At 52.5% G+C, this 16487-nt stretch carries 15 protein-coding genes; 3 read left to right on the top strand and 12 right to left on the bottom strand.

From position 1 onward, the window contains the following. Positions 1 to 92 precede the first annotated feature (92 nt). Both EKM99_RS01405 and EKM99_RS01400 read right to left on the bottom strand, forming a co-directional pair. Positions 93 to 1523: a glycoside-pentoside-hexuronide (GPH):cation symporter gene (locus EKM99_RS01405; RefSeq protein ID WP_125580180.1), complete on the bottom strand. Its 1431-nt coding sequence runs from the start codon at positions 1521 to 1523 to the stop codon at positions 93 to 95. Between the two features lie 33 nt (positions 1524 to 1556). Then, positions 1557 to 3116, bottom strand: coding sequence for a glycoside hydrolase family 31 protein (locus tag EKM99_RS01400; RefSeq protein ID WP_225419745.1), 1560 nt, complete (start codon positions 3114 to 3116; stop codon positions 1557 to 1559). A 302-nt stretch (positions 3117 to 3418) separates the two neighbouring features. On the opposite strand from EKM99_RS01400, the gene EKM99_RS01395 reads away from it, so the two are divergent. Next, positions 3419 to 5146 carry a phosphatase PAP2 family protein gene (locus tag EKM99_RS01395; protein ID WP_125580176.1) on the top strand — a complete coding sequence of 576 codons (1728 nt, stop codon included), beginning with the start codon at positions 3419 to 3421 and terminating at the stop codon, positions 5144 to 5146. A 78-nt stretch (positions 5147 to 5224) separates the two neighbouring features. On the opposite strand, the gene EKM99_RS01390 is transcribed toward EKM99_RS01395, so the two are convergent. The 4 genes from EKM99_RS01390 to EKM99_RS01375 all read right to left on the bottom strand — a co-directional run bounded on the left by EKM99_RS01390 (position 5225) and on the right by EKM99_RS01375 (position 8801). Next, positions 5225 to 6994, bottom strand: a complete 1770-nt coding sequence (locus EKM99_RS01390; protein WP_125580174.1) for an ABC transporter ATP-binding protein — start codon at positions 6992 to 6994, stop codon at positions 5225 to 5227. Between the two features lie 38 nt (positions 6995 to 7032). Beyond that, positions 7033 to 7569 (bottom strand): MarR family winged helix-turn-helix transcriptional regulator, encoded by a 537-nt coding sequence (locus EKM99_RS01385; protein ID WP_125580172.1) that lies wholly within the window; start codon positions 7567 to 7569, stop codon positions 7033 to 7035. A gap of 148 nt (positions 7570 to 7717) precedes the next feature. Beyond that, positions 7718 to 8071 carry a VOC family protein gene (locus tag EKM99_RS01380; RefSeq protein WP_125580170.1) on the bottom strand — a complete coding sequence of 118 codons (354 nt, stop codon included), beginning with the start codon at positions 8069 to 8071 and terminating at the stop codon, positions 7718 to 7720. Between the two features lie 283 nt (positions 8072 to 8354). Then, positions 8355 to 8801: a VOC family protein gene (locus EKM99_RS01375; RefSeq protein ID WP_125580168.1), complete on the bottom strand. Its 447-nt coding sequence runs from the start codon at positions 8799 to 8801 to the stop codon at positions 8355 to 8357. Between the two features lie 123 nt (positions 8802 to 8924). Here EKM99_RS01375 and EKM99_RS01370 point away from each other — a divergent pair, with 123 nt between their 5' ends. After that, the gene (locus EKM99_RS01370; RefSeq protein WP_125580166.1) at positions 8925 to 9641 is read left to right on the top strand and encodes a sulfite exporter TauE/SafE family protein; all 717 of its coding nucleotides are present in this window, start codon (positions 8925 to 8927) and stop codon (positions 9639 to 9641) included. Between the two features lie 188 nt (positions 9642 to 9829). On the opposite strand, the gene EKM99_RS01365 is transcribed toward EKM99_RS01370, so the two are convergent. Next, the gene (locus EKM99_RS01365; protein ID WP_125580164.1) at positions 9830 to 11218 is read right to left on the bottom strand and encodes an MDR family MFS transporter; all 1389 of its coding nucleotides are present in this window, start codon (positions 11216 to 11218) and stop codon (positions 9830 to 9832) included. Positions 11219 to 11319: 101 nt separating this feature from the next. On the opposite strand from EKM99_RS01365, the gene EKM99_RS01360 reads away from it, so the two are divergent. Beyond that, on the top strand, positions 11320 to 11754 hold the full coding sequence (locus EKM99_RS01360; protein WP_164511474.1) for a MarR family winged helix-turn-helix transcriptional regulator: 435 nt from the start codon (positions 11320 to 11322) through the stop codon (positions 11752 to 11754). A 74-nt stretch (positions 11755 to 11828) separates the two neighbouring features. Here the strand turns inward: EKM99_RS01360 and EKM99_RS01355 are convergent, their stop codons facing one another. The 5 genes from EKM99_RS01355 to EKM99_RS01335 all read right to left on the bottom strand — a co-directional run bounded on the left by EKM99_RS01355 (position 11829) and on the right by EKM99_RS01335 (position 16486). Next, a complete protein-coding gene (locus EKM99_RS01355; RefSeq protein WP_125580160.1) occupies positions 11829 to 12605 on the bottom strand; it encodes an ABC transporter permease in 777 nt (258 codons plus the stop codon). Continuing rightward, positions 12598 to 13308, bottom strand: coding sequence for an ATP-binding cassette domain-containing protein (locus tag EKM99_RS01350; RefSeq protein WP_125580158.1), 711 nt, complete (start codon positions 13306 to 13308; stop codon positions 12598 to 12600). The genes EKM99_RS01355 and EKM99_RS01350 overlap by 8 nt, the downstream gene beginning before the upstream one ends. After that, positions 13286 to 13675 carry a GntR family transcriptional regulator gene (locus tag EKM99_RS01345; protein WP_125580156.1) on the bottom strand — a complete coding sequence of 130 codons (390 nt, stop codon included), beginning with the start codon at positions 13673 to 13675 and terminating at the stop codon, positions 13286 to 13288. The genes EKM99_RS01350 and EKM99_RS01345 overlap by 23 nt, the downstream gene beginning before the upstream one ends. 1084 nt (positions 13676 to 14759) lie before the next feature. Next, positions 14760 to 16175: an NAD(P)(+) transhydrogenase (Re/Si-specific) subunit beta gene (locus tag EKM99_RS01340; protein ID WP_125580154.1), complete on the bottom strand. Its 1416-nt coding sequence runs from the start codon at positions 16173 to 16175 to the stop codon at positions 14760 to 14762. Further along, positions 16172 to 16486 (bottom strand): NAD(P) transhydrogenase subunit alpha, encoded by a 315-nt coding sequence (locus tag EKM99_RS01335; RefSeq protein ID WP_125580152.1) that lies wholly within the window; start codon positions 16484 to 16486, stop codon positions 16172 to 16174. The genes EKM99_RS01340 and EKM99_RS01335 overlap by 4 nt, the downstream gene beginning before the upstream one ends. Position 16487 lies beyond the last annotated feature (1 nt).

Here is a 16487-nt window from a genome sequence, read left to right as displayed (position 1 = left end):
GCCGGGTGAACCAACCATATGAATAGTGGCACAAACAAGGTTGCGACAGCGGATGTTGCAGCCTCGTTTGTGCCACTATCTTTCAGAACAACTTATTTTTCAACGTCATCCTTGTTCCAAGTCTTTTCGAGTTCATTCACGATTTCAGCGTGTTTCTCTTCGGTAATCTTAACTTTCTTGAGAAAGACGAACGTTCCCAGCAAGACAGCAATCGCGGGACCAACAATCATGATTAATTTGAAGGTCATCACGTTGCTAGCAGTGATGTCGGCAACCTTGGCGTTACCGGACATCCCGGCCAGAACAGCCGTCATCCCCGTAATCCCCGTCACCACGGCACCGGCACATTTATCAATCAGCGGGCGCACAGACAACACCAGCGATTCATCCCGGTGGCCCAACTTCAATTGCCCGTATTCAACGATATCAGTGAAGGTCATCAGCACAACCAAGAAAATCAGCGGTTGTGGCAGGTTAAACAGCGCACCGGCCAAGATGACTAGCCAGACGTTCTTGTCGGCAAAGGCAAACAGGCCCAAGGCCACCAACAGGATCACGATACAGGAGACAAACACGTTGCGCCGCTTGAATTTCTTCGCCAAGGCTGGGAACATCGAAACGGCCAGCAGACCGATCACCATGTTGGCCATCCCCAGAATGGAGAACATCGCCGCGTGACCCAAGACATAAGTAAAGTAATAAAGCATCAGCGAGTTGGTTAGGTAAGCGCCCATCCCGTACAGGACGTAGGCACAGGACAGCCACATGAGTTGGTCGTTGTGCACCAGAATCCCGAGCACTTGCTTAAAGCCAGTTTCTTCTTTGTTTTCCCGCAATGGCGAGTCCACTTCCCGCGTTCCAAAGCCAATAGAAAGCGCTCCCAAAATTGCGATGATGGCAGCAATCGCGGCGTAAATAAACCAGCCCCGTGAGTCCCCAGTTCCCCCTTCGTTACTGTTTGAGAAGAAGAGAATCACGGGAATGATGGTGACGGTCACGATCGTCCCACCTAAGGTTGAGCCAACCCGGGCAATGGTAGCGGTCTTTTCCCGTTCGAGTGAATCAAAGGAAAGTGCCGGTAACATTGACCACAGACCGATGTCTTTGAAGGAAAAGAAAATATCCATAATAATGTAAATAAACGTAAAGACAAACAGATACAGGAAGGGTTGTGCCGTCAAGCCCCACAGATCACTGAATAGGAGCATCATACAGATCCCTGAAATCAAGGTCCCGACAATCACCCACGGCTTGAATTTCCCCCATTTACTATTGGTTTTATCAATGGTATTTCCGATGAAGGGGTCAATGAACAGTTCCGCAATCCGCAGGACAAAGATAATGGTGGTCATAATTCCAATCATTCGGTTGTTCGCAGCGGTATCGCTCCCATTAAATAAATGGTTGGTCACAAACATGATGAAGTAGCTATTCATGACTTGGTTGAACAGGTCATGCCCAAAGGCACCGAAGGCATAAGTCGTTCGCGTGACTAATTTATTTTGGTTCACTTTCTGATCCATTTCCATGCTTTCATCCTCGATTCGATTAGTTGGCTAGAGTCGGCGGTAGGCCGGTAAACGCCGTAAGGTCACCGGCAGTTCGACTTCCACTGGCCCCGTGATGTTGGCCGCCGTATCATCCGTAACGGACTGCCACTGCCCCGCCGGAAAGTACACCGACTTGGTGGTCGCATGGGGTTCAATCACGGGTGCCACTAACAAGGTTGGTCCCAATTTAAACTGAGTCTTCAGGTATTCCCGCGGCGTCTCGGGATGGTCATACGCCATCGACTGGACGATGGGTTCTCCCGTATTCGCCGCATGCTCAGCTAGCTTAATGATGGTGGGGCCAAACTGTTGATGAAGCTCAGCCGCCTGCCGACACAAGTCCAGGTGTTCGGCGTCCAAGACGCGCCACGGTGCCAGTGAAAATTGCATCATTGGCATCAACGCTGAACACTGCGCGGACCGCACGATGAGCTCCTGATCAAACGTTGCCAATTTGGTTAGGCTTTTAATCTCACCGCCACCAATCATGTCTGGGCAGCTGTAATAGTAGCCCATCAGGCCTTGGACAATGGTGTCCGGAATTAACTCTGCCAGGCCCATGGCTCCCCACGCAAATTGCTTGTCCTGGAGGCGATTGACCAGTGGTGCGCCCTGATTCTTATAGACTGCCCGGAACTCGTTATACGGGAATTCCTTGCCAAAATGACCCCAGAGCTCACTCTGCTGCGTTGGCGACAACGCCATGTGCGAGACGTCATCTGGTTGGTAGAAGTACGCATCCCCCGCATCCAGCTTAAAGCCATCCACGCCGGTGGTTTGCTGGAGTGTCTGGAGTGTGTCCTTAAACCATTGATAGGCCGTAGGATTGCTGAGGTCCAGAATCGCACTGTAGCCATTCCACCATTGACGGACGACGGGCTCACCACTGGGCCGTTTCAGCAATAGGTCGTGGTCGCGCAGGTCCCGGAATTCCGGGGAATCTGGACTGACGAAGGGGCACGCCCAGACCATCACTTTGAAGCCTAATTTATGTAACTCTTGAATCATGGCCGGTGCGTCGGGAAATTTGCGGGCAGAGAACTCCCAGCGACCGTAGTAATCGGCCCACAAGTCATCGATCATGAGGATCCCCGCAGGAAAGCCATTGTCGATAATACTGTGGGCATACTTGAGCACGTCCGCCTGATTCTGTTGATAAAGCAATTCCATCCAGGTATTCCACTGCGGCATTTCGAAGAATTCTTGTGGTGGCAGACTGCCCAGCTCAAATGTATGCTGCGCCAACCACTGTTGCGCACCCTTCAAGCCATCGTTTCCCGCAACCAATCTGACCTGATCGCGGGTAATCACACTCAAGCGGTCCCCGGTCACGGTCAAGGAAAACGGCGTCTCACTGGTCAACACCCGGCCGGCCGTCGAAATCAACGTGGGGGCCACCTGGTTATACGTCTGCAAGTGAATCAAGTCCAACGTGTACGTGCTCCCTTTGGTCAAAGGATACTGTGAGCCGTCAAAAATGTTCCCCCCGTACCAATCCTCCCCCGCTAAAATTTCAATTTGAAGTGGTTGTTTTAGGTTGGTCTTTAATTCGTTGACAGTGATCATCACAAAATTCCTTTCCAATACTAAATTTTGAAACCCGACTTCCGCACACATCATATCTGATACGTCGGCCAAATGATAGTAAAGTGAATCGCTTTCATTTGACCCACTTATCTTTCTCTACCCACAATTAGTTAAATCACTTACTTTACCGGCTTAAAGCGAACGCCATGTATTGATTTCGTATGCTTTCTGTATCTTTTTCATTAACCCCATTGGCTTTGAAAGCAAGGTCAGCTATGATGAAAACGTACTTGAAAAGTTGAAAACTAGTCGCAACGTTCAAAACGAAAGGCGGAATTTTCATGAAAATTAGACGACGTACCTGGACCAGAAAAACAGCTGCAGTAATTTCTCTGGCCGCAGTCACCTTACCCTTGATGACCACGGTTGCTCAAGCCAAGACCGCAACGGACAATCTCACCCCACAGGCGGCGCCCTACGGCTACTTCGTGGACACCTATCAAGCCAACACGTCTAAGAATACAACGCCGCAAAACAACCCCGTCGTGGGCGAAATGGCTGAATTTTCTACATATTGGGCCGACGGCAAGCAGTTAAATCCTGGTCTCCTCAGCCAAAACATTGCCAAGGCCGCTGACATCACCCAGCACCGGAACGACGGTGAGGCCGAACGTTCCTACCTCACCGATCGCCGCGACCTGCGCTACAACTTAATCTCTGGCTTAGGGCCTTACGCCACCGCCTTCGTGAAGAACGCCGACGCCCAAACAGATTTCACATCCATGCCGAGCGAACCCCTGCCCGCCAACGCGCCCTATAGTAAGGTGAACTGGGCTTCCACCACGACAGCCCTGGGGCCCTTGGTCCAGCTTGTCAACACAACGTCCCGGTCGCCCTTCTCTGGCACCGGCGTGATCAAGCACGTCGTCAAATACGTCCGCCCTTACCGCCAGAGTGACCAGGTCAAAGTGGTGCCGGCCTTGTCCAAAGTTATGGCCGCCGCCAAAGCTGACGACTACGACTTCCCTAGTGGCCACACCACGGCCGCCTTTGAAACTGGCCTGACCTTGGCCTACGCGGTGCCAGAACGGTTCCAAGAATTACTGACCCGTTCCTCTGAAGTTGGCTACGACCGGGTCCTGGCCGGCCGGCACTCACCACTCGCCGTCATGGGTGGCCGGATGGTGGGAACTGCCATGACCGCCGCTACCTTGAACGACAGCAACAATCGCGACCTGATGAAGCAGGCCTACCAAGTCGCCCACACGGATGCCCTGCTCGGTAGCAAGGACACGACTGCCACGGACACCTTCAGCGACTACCAAACGAATCGCGAGGCGTACCGCTTCCGGATGACCTACGGCTTTACCCAAACCGGCGACACGACCCAAGCCATGCGCGTTCCCAAGGGCGCCGAAGTTCTCCTGGCAACCCGGCTGCCTTACTTGAGTGACGCCCAACGTCGCGACGTCCTCTACACCACTGGGATGTCGGCTGGTTACCCCATCATGGACGACGCTGAAGGCTGGGGCCGCCTCGACCTCTTCTCTGCTGCCAATGGTTACGGCGCACTGAACGAGCGGGTCACCGTCAACATGGACGCCAAGCAAGGTGGCTTCAACGCCCAGGACAACTGGCGCAACGACATCGCCGGCAAGGGCCAATTGACCAAGAGCGGCTCCGGTAGTCTCACACTGAGCGGCCACAACGCCTTCACTGGCGGCACCACGTTAACCGCTGGTACCTTGCGTTTGGCATCGGCCACCGCAGCTGGGAACGGTAACGTCAAATTGACTGGCGGGACGCTGCAACTCAGTACGGCCAAGGTCACGGTTAAGGGCAACTACCAGCAGAAATCAGGCCAACTCGAATTGGCGCGTGACGCTCACGTAGCCATCAAGAAGACCGCTAAATTGGGTGGTACCCTGAAGCTAACCAAGGGTGACCTCAAGAGCGGCACGAAGCTGCTCACCTTCCACAAGCGGACCGGTAAGTTCACCCACGTTTCTGGCTTGCCTAAAGGCTGGCACGTCAGCTACACTAAACACGCCGTTAAGCTCGTTAAATAATCTTGCAGCCCACAACAAAAGGACCGCAACTACTGGCCATCGCCAATAATTGCGGTCCTTTTTGATGTCACTCCGAAACTATTCCTTGAACTGAATCCGGACGTAATCCTTGTAGATTGGCAAGCTGGCCATTAATTCTTGATGTGTGCCGTGACCACTCACATGGCCATCCTCAATAAAGTAAATATTATCCGCATCCACAATCGTACTCAAGCGGTGGGCAATGATTAAGGTCGTCCGGCCCTTCATCAACTCACCGAGCGCCTGTTGAACCATAGCTTCGGATTCGGAATCCAGACTGGCCGTTGCCTCATCCAAGAGTAAGATCTTCGGATCACGGAGGAAGGCCCGGGCAATCGCCAACCGCTGACGCTGCCCACCACTGACCTTGACCCCGCGTTCACCAACTTGGGTGTCCAAGCCATCGGCCATGTTGTGCACAAATTTATCAGCGGAAGCCAACTGTAGCACGTGCCATAACTCATCATCGCTGAAGTCCTTGTCCGCGCCATAGGTTAGGTTATGGCGAATCGTGCCGGCCATGATGGCTGAGTCCTGACTGACATACCCAATTTGAGAGCGCCAGTCACTCAGGTTAAAGTTGGTGACGTCCTGGCCGCCAATGGTCACTTGGCCATTCTGTGGCTGGTAGTAGCGCTCAATCATCCCAAAGATGGTCGACTTCCCGCCACCGGACGGTCCAGCAAAGGCCACGACCGTATTGGGTTTCGCTTCAAAATTCACATCATGCAGCACCGGTTGGCCATCGTCTTCGTAGGCGAAGTCCACGTGGCTCATGGCCAACGTTTGGTTCGTAACGGACTGTGCTTCCCCACTCGTCAACAGTTCTTCTGGTTCGTCCAGCAAATCACGAACCCGCTCCGTGGACCCGTTAGCCTTGGACAAGTCAGTAAAGAACCGCGCCAACGTTCCGGCAGGTCCAATAATTTGGAACAGGTACATCAAGAAGGAAAACATCGTCCCCATGGACATGGTGCCTTCGGAAACCCGAATCGCTGCGTAGGCCAGGACGCCCACGAAGACGGCTAACATGGCTGCCGTCATGACGGGGCCCGCAATCGCGTCGTAGATGGCTTCCTTCAGCCCAATCCGGTACAGGTCATTGATCTGGTTGGTCCCATTCTGTGTTTCATAGGACTCCGCGTTAGACGACTTGACCAGGCGAATTTCACCCAGCGTCTCGTCGGTTGCCCCACTGAAAGTGGCCATGGCATCCTGCCGTTGATGCCCGATTTTCCCAGACTGCCGCATGATGGGCAACATCACCAGCATCACAATCGGCACCGCCACAAACATAATCGTGGTCATCCGCCAATCCATCAAGGCCATAATGACCAGCGCCCCGACCAACTGGAGCAAAGACGTAATCATTTGAGGGAACGAGTTCGCCAGGAGATCCTTGATCTGCATGGTATCGTTCACCAGCCGGGAAGTCATTTCCCCAGTCTTAACGTTATCAAAGTAGCTGACGCGTAACCGAACGAGCTTCTGCCACAGTGTCTCGCGGAGCCGGGCAACGACATTTTCACCGAAGAACCCCAGCAGGGCCCCCGAAACGGCGCTCACGGCTGCGCTGACAATGAACAGGACAATCACCGTAATCAACATCGGCTGGTTCATCGCGTGTCCCAGTCCGTTGATCAAGGATTGCGCCAGCTTAGGCACCGCCAATTGCGCCCCGGTGGCCAGCATCCCCAAGAAGAGGCCCAACCACAACTGCCAATACTTCGGCTTCGTTTGCCGAATCAACCGTAAAAATCCCTTGAAATCAAATTTGCCAGTAGGCCGCTTTTGGGCGGTCGCTGGTCCTGCCATTCTACGTTCCATCTCTCTTTGCCTCCAACGTTTCTAAAATCTAATCTAGGTTACCAGTGGGGCCGATCCATATGGCCCATGTTTCCCATTCCCCGGTGGGGCCAGTCGTGGCGCGTGGGCATGAAGTCATTCATGTTCAAGTCCCCCACGTGGTGCGTCACCTTCGTTAACAGATCACCCAATTGTTCCTGCTCGCCCTCGGTCAATCCGCCGAACAACTTTTCGGACCAATCGTCAACGCGTTCATCGTACTGGTCAAACATCTGTTGACCCTGTGCGGTAAGCTTAACGATCACCGCGCGCTTATCGGTCTCACTGGGAACCCGTTCCGCTAAACCAGCATCTTCTAGCTTACTGATGGTGGCGCTGACCGAGCTGGGCCGAATATCTAACATTTCTGCAATATCGGCATTGGTTAGCCCGTTCTTGGCCTGATGTAACAGGTGTAAGAGCCGCATCTGCCCCCGGGCGCCACCGGTGCCACCGTGACCACCCATCCCCGGCTGATGCCCGACTGACATCAGGAAGGCCCGGTTCTGCATTAACTTACCAAACGTTTTCATTAACTCGCGACTTTTTTCTGACATGTAAAATGCCTCCTCGTTCTTGATGAAAATTATATTAGCACGATAGTTAGCCTTTGTAAACTAAAACTAACTAAAAACTAACTAATTTAGTTAAAAAACGCGAATCCCAGCAAGAGATTCACGTTATCACTTTAATGTTATCGTTCACCTAAGCCTTGCCCACCGCGTAGTAGTGGCCTTCGGGGTCCGGAAAGCCAAACGCCGGTTGCCCATTATCATCCACAATGGGGGTCGCTCCGGGCAGTTCTGCATGGAGCGCCGCGAACCGCTCACTGAAAAACATCAGCGACGGCACGTTATCCAGCACTTCGGGCGAATAGTTCTGAATGAAGGCCCGCGAGAAGAAGGACAATTCGGTCCCTGGGTTCATCGCGAGTACCACGTTCTCTGACCCATCTGGTAAGGCCGTCGTCGTAACCACCGGGAGGTCAAAGTGATCTTGCCAAAATTTCACGACTACTGCCACGTCGGTAACGTACAACATGATGCGGGTTTTCTGCATAGGACACGCTCCTTTTCTGCTTGGACACTGCTACTTGCTCAAATAGAATAGCACACCTACTGGCCAATCAATAGCGATTTCATCCGCGGAGTTTCGGCCACGTGTAAGCGTAATCTTAGCTTTATTCCAAAATAACCCTAGCTATTCCGGCCCAAAACAGTTATGATAGGAAATGCAGGTTTGCGCCTGCCTAGTTGCTCTGTACATTCCAGATGTATCCTATGGATCAACTAGTTGCCCTCATCTCGGATTGATGAGGGTTTTTTTGTGTCTTCAGATGGGGTTAACCCTTCCACGGCGCACTGTTAAAGATCCAGAAAATACCATACTGATCAATAATCGTGCCCATCTTGTTTCCCCAGAACTGCTTCTTGTAAGGCACTTTAACGGTGACCCGCCGCGAGCCAACCACCCGGGAATACAAGTCGGCCAAGGCTTTTTCTGCCTGCGGATCTTGACTGTTGATGTCCAACATCACGGATACTTGATTGGATTGTTGCGGTTGCTCACCGGAAGCGTCCGAGAAACAGAACGGCAAGTCTAGAATTTTAAAGCCGCCGTAAATCGTGACGTCTGCTAAATTAGCCTCTGGTGGCAAGTTTAGCGCTTGTGCTTGGTCTGAATCCGGGCTCAAGCGGTAGACCTCGGTCGCCCCAAAGACTGCTTGGTAGTAGGCGACGGCCTCTTTCGCGTTGGCAAAGGAAAAATACGGGGTAGTTCTGGCATCCATCGTTAACAACTCCTTTTCAAAATTTCGTAACAACTACATAATCATCAAGCCAGTCTGCTTATTGACATCCCCCACCATTTCGGCCACACTGGTAACTGGTTTGAAAAAAGGGAGGAACACGCGTTGGCTTGGCTAATTGTCATAATTGCAGGGTTTTGTGGGGGCCTGGTCCAAGGCCTGACCGGCTTTGGCGCCGTCATTATCATGATGATCTTTTTACCCACCATTTTGCCCATCGACCAGAGCGCTGGGGTAGCAGGCCTGATGATGCTAGGGAGCGTGATCACCTTGGTCTACCGCAACCGCCACGAGATTCGGTTGCCGCGGATCATCATCCCGTTTCTGGTCTACGCCAGCGTCGCCACGTGGTCAGTTCACCTGGGCCACGTCCTGGACGTTCACCTCTTACGGATGTTGTTGGGCGGCCTACTAGTCGGCCTGTCCCTCTACTTCACCCTCAGCAAGCGTAGCGCCAACGCCAGCTACCCGTGGTTTGTCGCCGGTATTTTCATGATTGTCTCCGGGTTCTTTAACGGCCTGTTCGGGATTGGCGGACCCTTGATGGCCCTGTATTTTCTCTCAAAAGCCCATTCCATGTCCCAATACCTGGCGGACCTCCAGACGTTTTTCTTGATTGATACCTTCTACATCACCAGTCTGCGGGTGGCCAGCGGCATCGTGACCGTCCACCTGGTGCCGTTCATCCTGATTGGCATGGTCGGCGCCATCACCGGGACCATGATTGCCGCCCACCTGCTCAATCGCCTCGACGTCACCACCATGAAGCGCATTATTTATGTGTTTATTGGTGTGAGTGGGCTCTATTACTTATTATTTTGAAATCAGAGGGAGTTGTCCATCTGGACACTCCCTTTTTGTTTGGCGTACACAACTAAGATGATTAGCACTTTGTTACCTAATACACATATTATACATCTGGCATCCGTTGAAACCCAACTATCCAACCACCACGGACTACACGAATCGTCCTGGACAAACCGTCACGTAACACCAAAAAAGCCCGACACTCAGTCGGACTCCACGGGCGCAAGCTTATCTGATTTTTGTAGTTGTCGTGCCAATAACCAGCAGACAAACACCATGCCGGTCGACAACAGATAGCTGAACTTAATCCCCACCAGTTGGCTGTTCATTGACCAGTGGATGTGGCTGGTGCTGGTCAGACTAATAATCGCCACCAGCAGTGCGGTCCCAAATGATGCCGCCACCTGTCGCAGCGTGTTGTACACCGCCACCCCATCCGGGATCATCGGCAGTGGCAGCATCGACCAGGCGTGCGTTTGGATTGGAATCAACACTAGGACCAGTCCCAACTGGCGGATCGTTTGTCCCGCCACCACGTACATCATCGACGAGTGACTGGCCGTGGCGCTTAACATCAGCGAGCCACTCATGTCGATCGTCAAACCGACCATGACCATCCGCCGAAAATTATATTTGTCATAAAAGCGGCCACTCAGCGGTGAAATAATTGCCGTGCAGACCGACCCCGGTAACAGCGTCAACCCCGACACGAAGGCACTTTGGTGAAACACATTTTGAACCAACACCGGAATGATGATGGCGTTACCGTACATCGTGACCATCAATAACATGTTAATGATGAGTGGCAAATTGAATTGGCGATACCGAAACACGTGTAAATTTAACAATGGGTAGCGCTTGGTCCACTGATACTTGACGAATAGCGCCAGTAGAATCGTGCCGGCAATCAGTGGTACGACACCTTTTAATGACCAAAAGGCGGTCTCGCCCACATTTGAAAAACTGTACAGCGCTAGCGTCAGGCCAAAACCCGACAGGAGTAATCCCGTACGGTCGAGTCGCTGTTTATGTAAGTCACCCACGTTACGCAGAAATCTGGGAGCGAGCACCACGTCGACCAGCATCAGTGGTAGCGTCAGGCCGAAGAGGTATGGCCAGCTCAGGTGGGTCAAAATGACTCCCGCCACCGTTGGCCCCAGGACCGGCGCCAGGTTCAACGCCAGCCCGACGATTCCCATCGCCGCGCCCCGTTCGCTGGGCTTCGTGGACGTCATCACCACCACGTTAACCAACGGAATGATGATGCCGGCCCCCAACGCCTGAATCATCCGGCCGATAATCAACACGGGATACAGCTGGGCCGTGGCGCCAATCAGGGAGCCTAAAATAAAAATCAGCGACGCCGTTAAGTATAATTGACGGGTCGTGTAGCGTTTAATCAGGTACGCCGTGGTCGGAATCATCAGGGCGTTAATTAATAAATACCCGTTGTTGAGCCACTGTCCCTGGGCGGTCGTGATGTGAAACGCCCGCATAATTGCGGGTAAAGCGGTCGACATCAGTGTTTGGTTCAAGACACTGAGGAACGCACCGACCATGATCAAGCTAAAGGAGAAGCGGTTCTTATGCATATGTAAGTCAAACGACCTTCCAGGATAATTAGTTGACAAAAGCAACTTATCTAATCATAATGGCGATAGTTGCTTTTGTCAACTACAGAAGGAGCCTGACGATGAATAATGAAGCTATCAAGCAAATTCGGGCGTTCGACCGTTTCTACACCCGGATCTTTCGCCTCACAGATAAGTACCACCTGCACACGAATTTAACTTTACTGGAAGCCCGAATTCTCTTGGAAATCGGTGAGCACCACCGCGATACCGCGAGCCTGTTGATTCAAGAACTCACCGTGGACAAGGGCTACCTCAGCCGTGTCTTGAAGCGGCTAGAGGAGCAGGACCTGCTCGGCCAAACGCCGGACCCCACGGACAAACGGACGAAGCGACTCTCACTGACCGAAGCGGGTCAGGAACAATTGGCCTTGCTCAACCAACGGGCTGATGACCAAGTGACGACTTTATTTGCCGGCTTATCGGCTGAGGAAACGGAACGGGTATTGGACGCAATGTCCTATGTGGAGAAACACGTGCAGTTAGGTGACGACTAAATATTTTAAAAAGAGCACGCCTCCCAACCGACAATTCCGGTTGACGAAGACGTGCTCTTCATTTACGCAAATTTTTAATTTGGAATCGTCTCAACCCACTTCTTCAACAAGAAGATGTTGGCAACGATTTCGATTGCAGCAATTACCAGAATCCCGACAATGTTCATGCCGAATTGGACCTGTGTTCCCGCGCTCATCATGCTGTCCAGACTGTTAAACTTACTAATCAGGAAGGCGGCAACCCGCACCACCAAGTAGATGACGATGACGTAGAGCACCACGTTCACGGCCCGCCGACTGACATTTGGCAGGAAATTGTTGGTGCTGCTGACCACCAGGTGAACCAGTGAAATCGTGGTCCAGCTCATCAGAATCAGCGCGCAGCTCATTAGGAGCAGGCCAAACACAATCTTAGCGGCCTCGGCATTTGAAAAATTGGGGCTCTCCATGCCAGCCTTCATACCAGCTAAAATTCCCTTAAGGGCGTCCGAATCAATGGTTATGGTCACGAAATACAGCACGAGTTGAACCACACCGACGTAGAGGTACATGACGCATGAAGATAGCAAATTCGCTGAATATAATTTCGTCTCGCCCACTGGAATCAGTCGGTACGTGTCGCGCGTATAAACGTGTTCATTGGCGACCGCCAGAAAGATGAACGCCGCAAGCATGGCCGGCATCGACCAAACTGCCGTGAGTCCAAAGAAGGCCCCGCCGGTCAGATTACCAGTCACCCAGCTCCACAAGATGGAGACCACAATGACTGCCACCTCGGCCCCAATCACTTTGGTTGTGGTCCGAAACCGGTCCTTGCTCATTACTTTGAAAACAGCTCCAAAACTAGTCATGGTTGACGCCCCCCTCGTACAAGCTTTCGTAGTATGCTTCGATGCCGATACCAAATTCTTCACGAATCGCATCACTTGGTTTATGCGCGTAAATGGTTTGGTCCTTCACAATAACGACCTCATCCAGGATTGGCGCAATCTCGGAAACGTAATGGTCCGAAATCACCATGGTGGCGTCCGCCGGCTTCCATTTGATGATACTGCTAATAATCTTCTTCCGACTCATGGAATCGATGCCACTGAACGGTTCGTCCAGCAGATACAGATGGGCCTGCCGCGCCAAGGTCAAGGCAATCACAACCTTTTCCTTCATCCCCTTGGACAGCGCCCCCAGCTTCAGACTGGTATCGATCTGCAAGAACGTAATCAGCTCTTCATACCGTTTGCCGTCAAAGTCAGGATAGACCGTCCGGTAAAATTCAGCGATCCAGTCGATCCGCGTGCTGCTAGAAAATCCGCGTAGCTGTTCCGTAAAACTCACGTGGCTCTTGTGATGTGCCGCCACGCTATCGCCACAAACGGCAATCGTGCCGGAACCCTTGGCACTCCCCGTAATCAGCCGAATCAGGGTCGTCTTACCGGCACCGTTTTCCCCTAGCAGGCCGACAATCTTACCCGTCTCCAGGGTCAGGTCAATGTTGTTCAAAATCGTTTTCAGGTTGTGCTTATAAGTGAGTTGATTAATTGCTAAGACGTTGGTCATCTTGCTGCCCCCTTTGTGCAATATATTGTTTCAAGCTATCGATAATCTGTTCATCGGTTAAGTTCAGTGCATGTAATTGTTCGTAGAACCGCTCCAACTGCTCCATCACTAATTTCCCCTTTAATTGGGTAATCCGCTCTTCGTCCATGGTAACGAAATTCCCCTTTCCCCGTTGCGATTCCAGAATTCCCTCCGTGATCATTTCCCCGAGTGCCCGCTGCACGGTGTTCACGTTAACCGTCAAATCCACCGCCAACTGGCGAACGGCCGGCAGCTTGTCCCCTGGCTTGAGCGCACCGGTCATCATTTCATGATAAAGGTAATTCTTAATCTGGTAGTAAATTGGGACCTTATCATCAAATTTCATGCTTGTCCTGCCTCCCTAGTGTTCTATTTATCTATTACACTATAACATGCGGCTGGGTGGATGGCAAGGGGGTGACAGAAAATTGTTAATCAATCCCTTGCGAAAGCCCAGCTGACAGGGATTATAAATGATATATTAGTCAAAGCCGACCACCTGCGGCTGCCAGAGATTCCGTCTGCTATGGGGACCGCCTGCTGCCTGAGGAACGGTCCTCCGGCTCGGTTTGAAGCCCGGCAAAATTCGTCAGTCTTCAAACACGTCCCACGCTGTAAGCTGGTTCCCAGCTAACACCGTTGTCACAGCTGTCTCCACCTCTGGCCTCCTCCGGTTACAATTGTTCTTCATCAATATATTGCCGTAACCATCGCTGGACAGGTAACCGTTCAACATCATTACTATCAGTCTGCGTAGCTGTCGCAACCTAAACACACAACAAAACGCGTCACCAGGTTATTCTCAGCAAAAGAGAATGACCTGGTGACGCGTTATTGATAACTGTTTTAATGCTAGATCTGTTCAAAGCTTAGTGATCAGTCCGCGACACCTCTACCGCAGAAGTAATGGATACCGAAAGCTCAAGCCAACGTTGCGTAAGACCCGCAATCAGGAGCCGGAGGAATCCAGGACGTAGCCAGCTGTGTCGAGGCTGTTAGACCGAGTGATATTCTCGGCCTTACAGCCTGGGGCAACCTTTGAGACGCGAACTTCGGCTCAAAGTTGAGGTGGAAGCCCGCCCCGCAGGCTGGAACCGACCCCACAGCAGGCGTCAAGGCTTCAGCAACCCCGTCAGCAATATCCCAGTACCCGCAAGCACAGAAGCCAGCCCAAGGATCACCAGCAGATTGCGGCTAACCACAACGTCGAGTCAGACCCACAATCAGGAGCCGGAGGAATCCAGGACGTAGCCAGCTGTGTCGAGGCTGTTAGACCGAGTGAAATTCTCGGCCTTACAGACTGGGGCAACCTTTGAGACGCGAACTTCGGCTCAAAGTTGAGGTGGAAGCCCGCCCCGCAGGCTGGAACCGACCCCACAGCAGGCGAAGTCCTGGAGGCCGCAGGCGTCCATGCCTAAACAATCCAAACACTATTCCAAGTATTGTTTCGTAGCCGCCACAATCTCCTGGAGACCCTTCTTGGCGTCGGAGAAGAACATTTGCGTGTTATCCAGTGCAAACAGTGGGTTCTGCACCCCAGCGTACCCGGTACTCATGGAACGCTTGATGACAACCACGGACTTGGATTTATCGACGTCCAGAATCGGCATCCCAGAAATAGCGTTGCCGCTTTCCCGAGCTAACGGATTGGTGACATCGTTGGCCCCGATGACCAAGGAAACGTCGGTGCTTTCAAACATTGGGTTGGCATCGTCTAACTGCTTCATTTGCTCGTAAGGCACGTTGACGTCGGCCAGCAAAACGTTCATGTGGCCAGGCATCCGCCCAGCAACCGGGTGAATGGCGTAGTTGACGCTAATTCCTTGGTCGGTCAAAACCTTGGCCAACTCGGCGACTTCATGTTGCGCTTGCGCTGCGGCTAACCCGTAGCCAGGCACGATCATCACGCTGTGGGCGTAGGCCAGTTGCAGACCAATATCGTCGGCAGACGTTTCCTTCACGTCGACCGGGACGTCCGCTGCGGCCGCACCAGTATCACTATCGCCAGTCCCAAAGCCACCAGCCAAAATGTTAGCGACGGACCGGTTCATGGCATCAGCCATTTGTAAGGTCAAAATGGTCCCAGCTGCCCCAACCAAAGCCCCGGCGATAATCAGGACTTGGTTGTTGATAACGAACCCGGCAAAGGCGACGGCCAGGCCAGTAAAGGCGTTTAACAGAGAAACAACGACCGGCATGTCGGCCCCACCAATTGGCAAGGTCATCAACAGCCCGAACGCTAAACTCATGACTAAGGCCAACGTGACGAACCAAACGTTGGTTGGGGATGCAATCATGAACCAGGCGGCCACGAGGATCAACAGCACCACGAGGATGTTTAAAATTCGTGAACCGGGGATTTCAATTGGCTTCCCGGAAACGTGACCGGATAATTTACCCGTTGCAATCAGTGATCCGGAGAAGGTAATCCCCCCAATCACAACGTCCAGCAGAACTGGTAGGGAGAATGCCACGCTGAGGCTGGCCCCATCACCCTTTAACAGGTAATCGAAAATCCCAATCACAGCGGCAGCCCCACCACCAACGGCGTTGAAGAGGCTAACCAACTGGGGCACGTCGGTCATTGGCACCTTGCGCGCCTTGACGAACCCGTACAGAATCCCGAGTGCCAGGCCAACCAGCAAAACGACCCAGCCAATCGCATCAATTTTACCTTCAATGATAATCGTCACAATAATCGTAATGACAGCAAGGAACATCCCCACTGCAGAGAGGCGGTTACCCTGTCGTGCCGTCTTAGGCGACCGCATCATGTGGACACCCAGCACGTAGCAGATAGCCGAGACCAGATAGATTAAGGACGAAATTGTTTGTAGCGTACTCATTTCTGATCAGCCTCCTCCTTCTTCGCAGCTGGTTTCCGGTCAAACATGCCCAACATCCGGTCGGTCACGGTGTAACCACCAGCCACGTTGACTGCAGCAAAGAAGGCACCCAGAAAGGCGAGAATGTAAAATAGCGTGCTGTTGGCTTCCGCAGCAATCACGAAGGCCCCCACTACAACGACCCCGTGAATAGCGTTCGCACCGGACATCATTGGCGTTTGCAGGGTCGCGGGAATCTTACTCATGACTTCAAACCCGACCAATAGACTGAGGACGAAAATAGCTAAATTTGTAAATAATTCCTGACTCATG

Origin of the sequence: Levilactobacillus cerevisiae (genome assembly GCF_003946245.1) — a bacterium.
Classification (GTDB): Bacteria; Bacillota; Bacilli; order Lactobacillales; family Lactobacillaceae; genus Levilactobacillus; species Levilactobacillus cerevisiae.
Note: the sequence above shows the minus strand (reverse complement) of the source record. Positions and strands in the feature narration are given on the sequence as shown.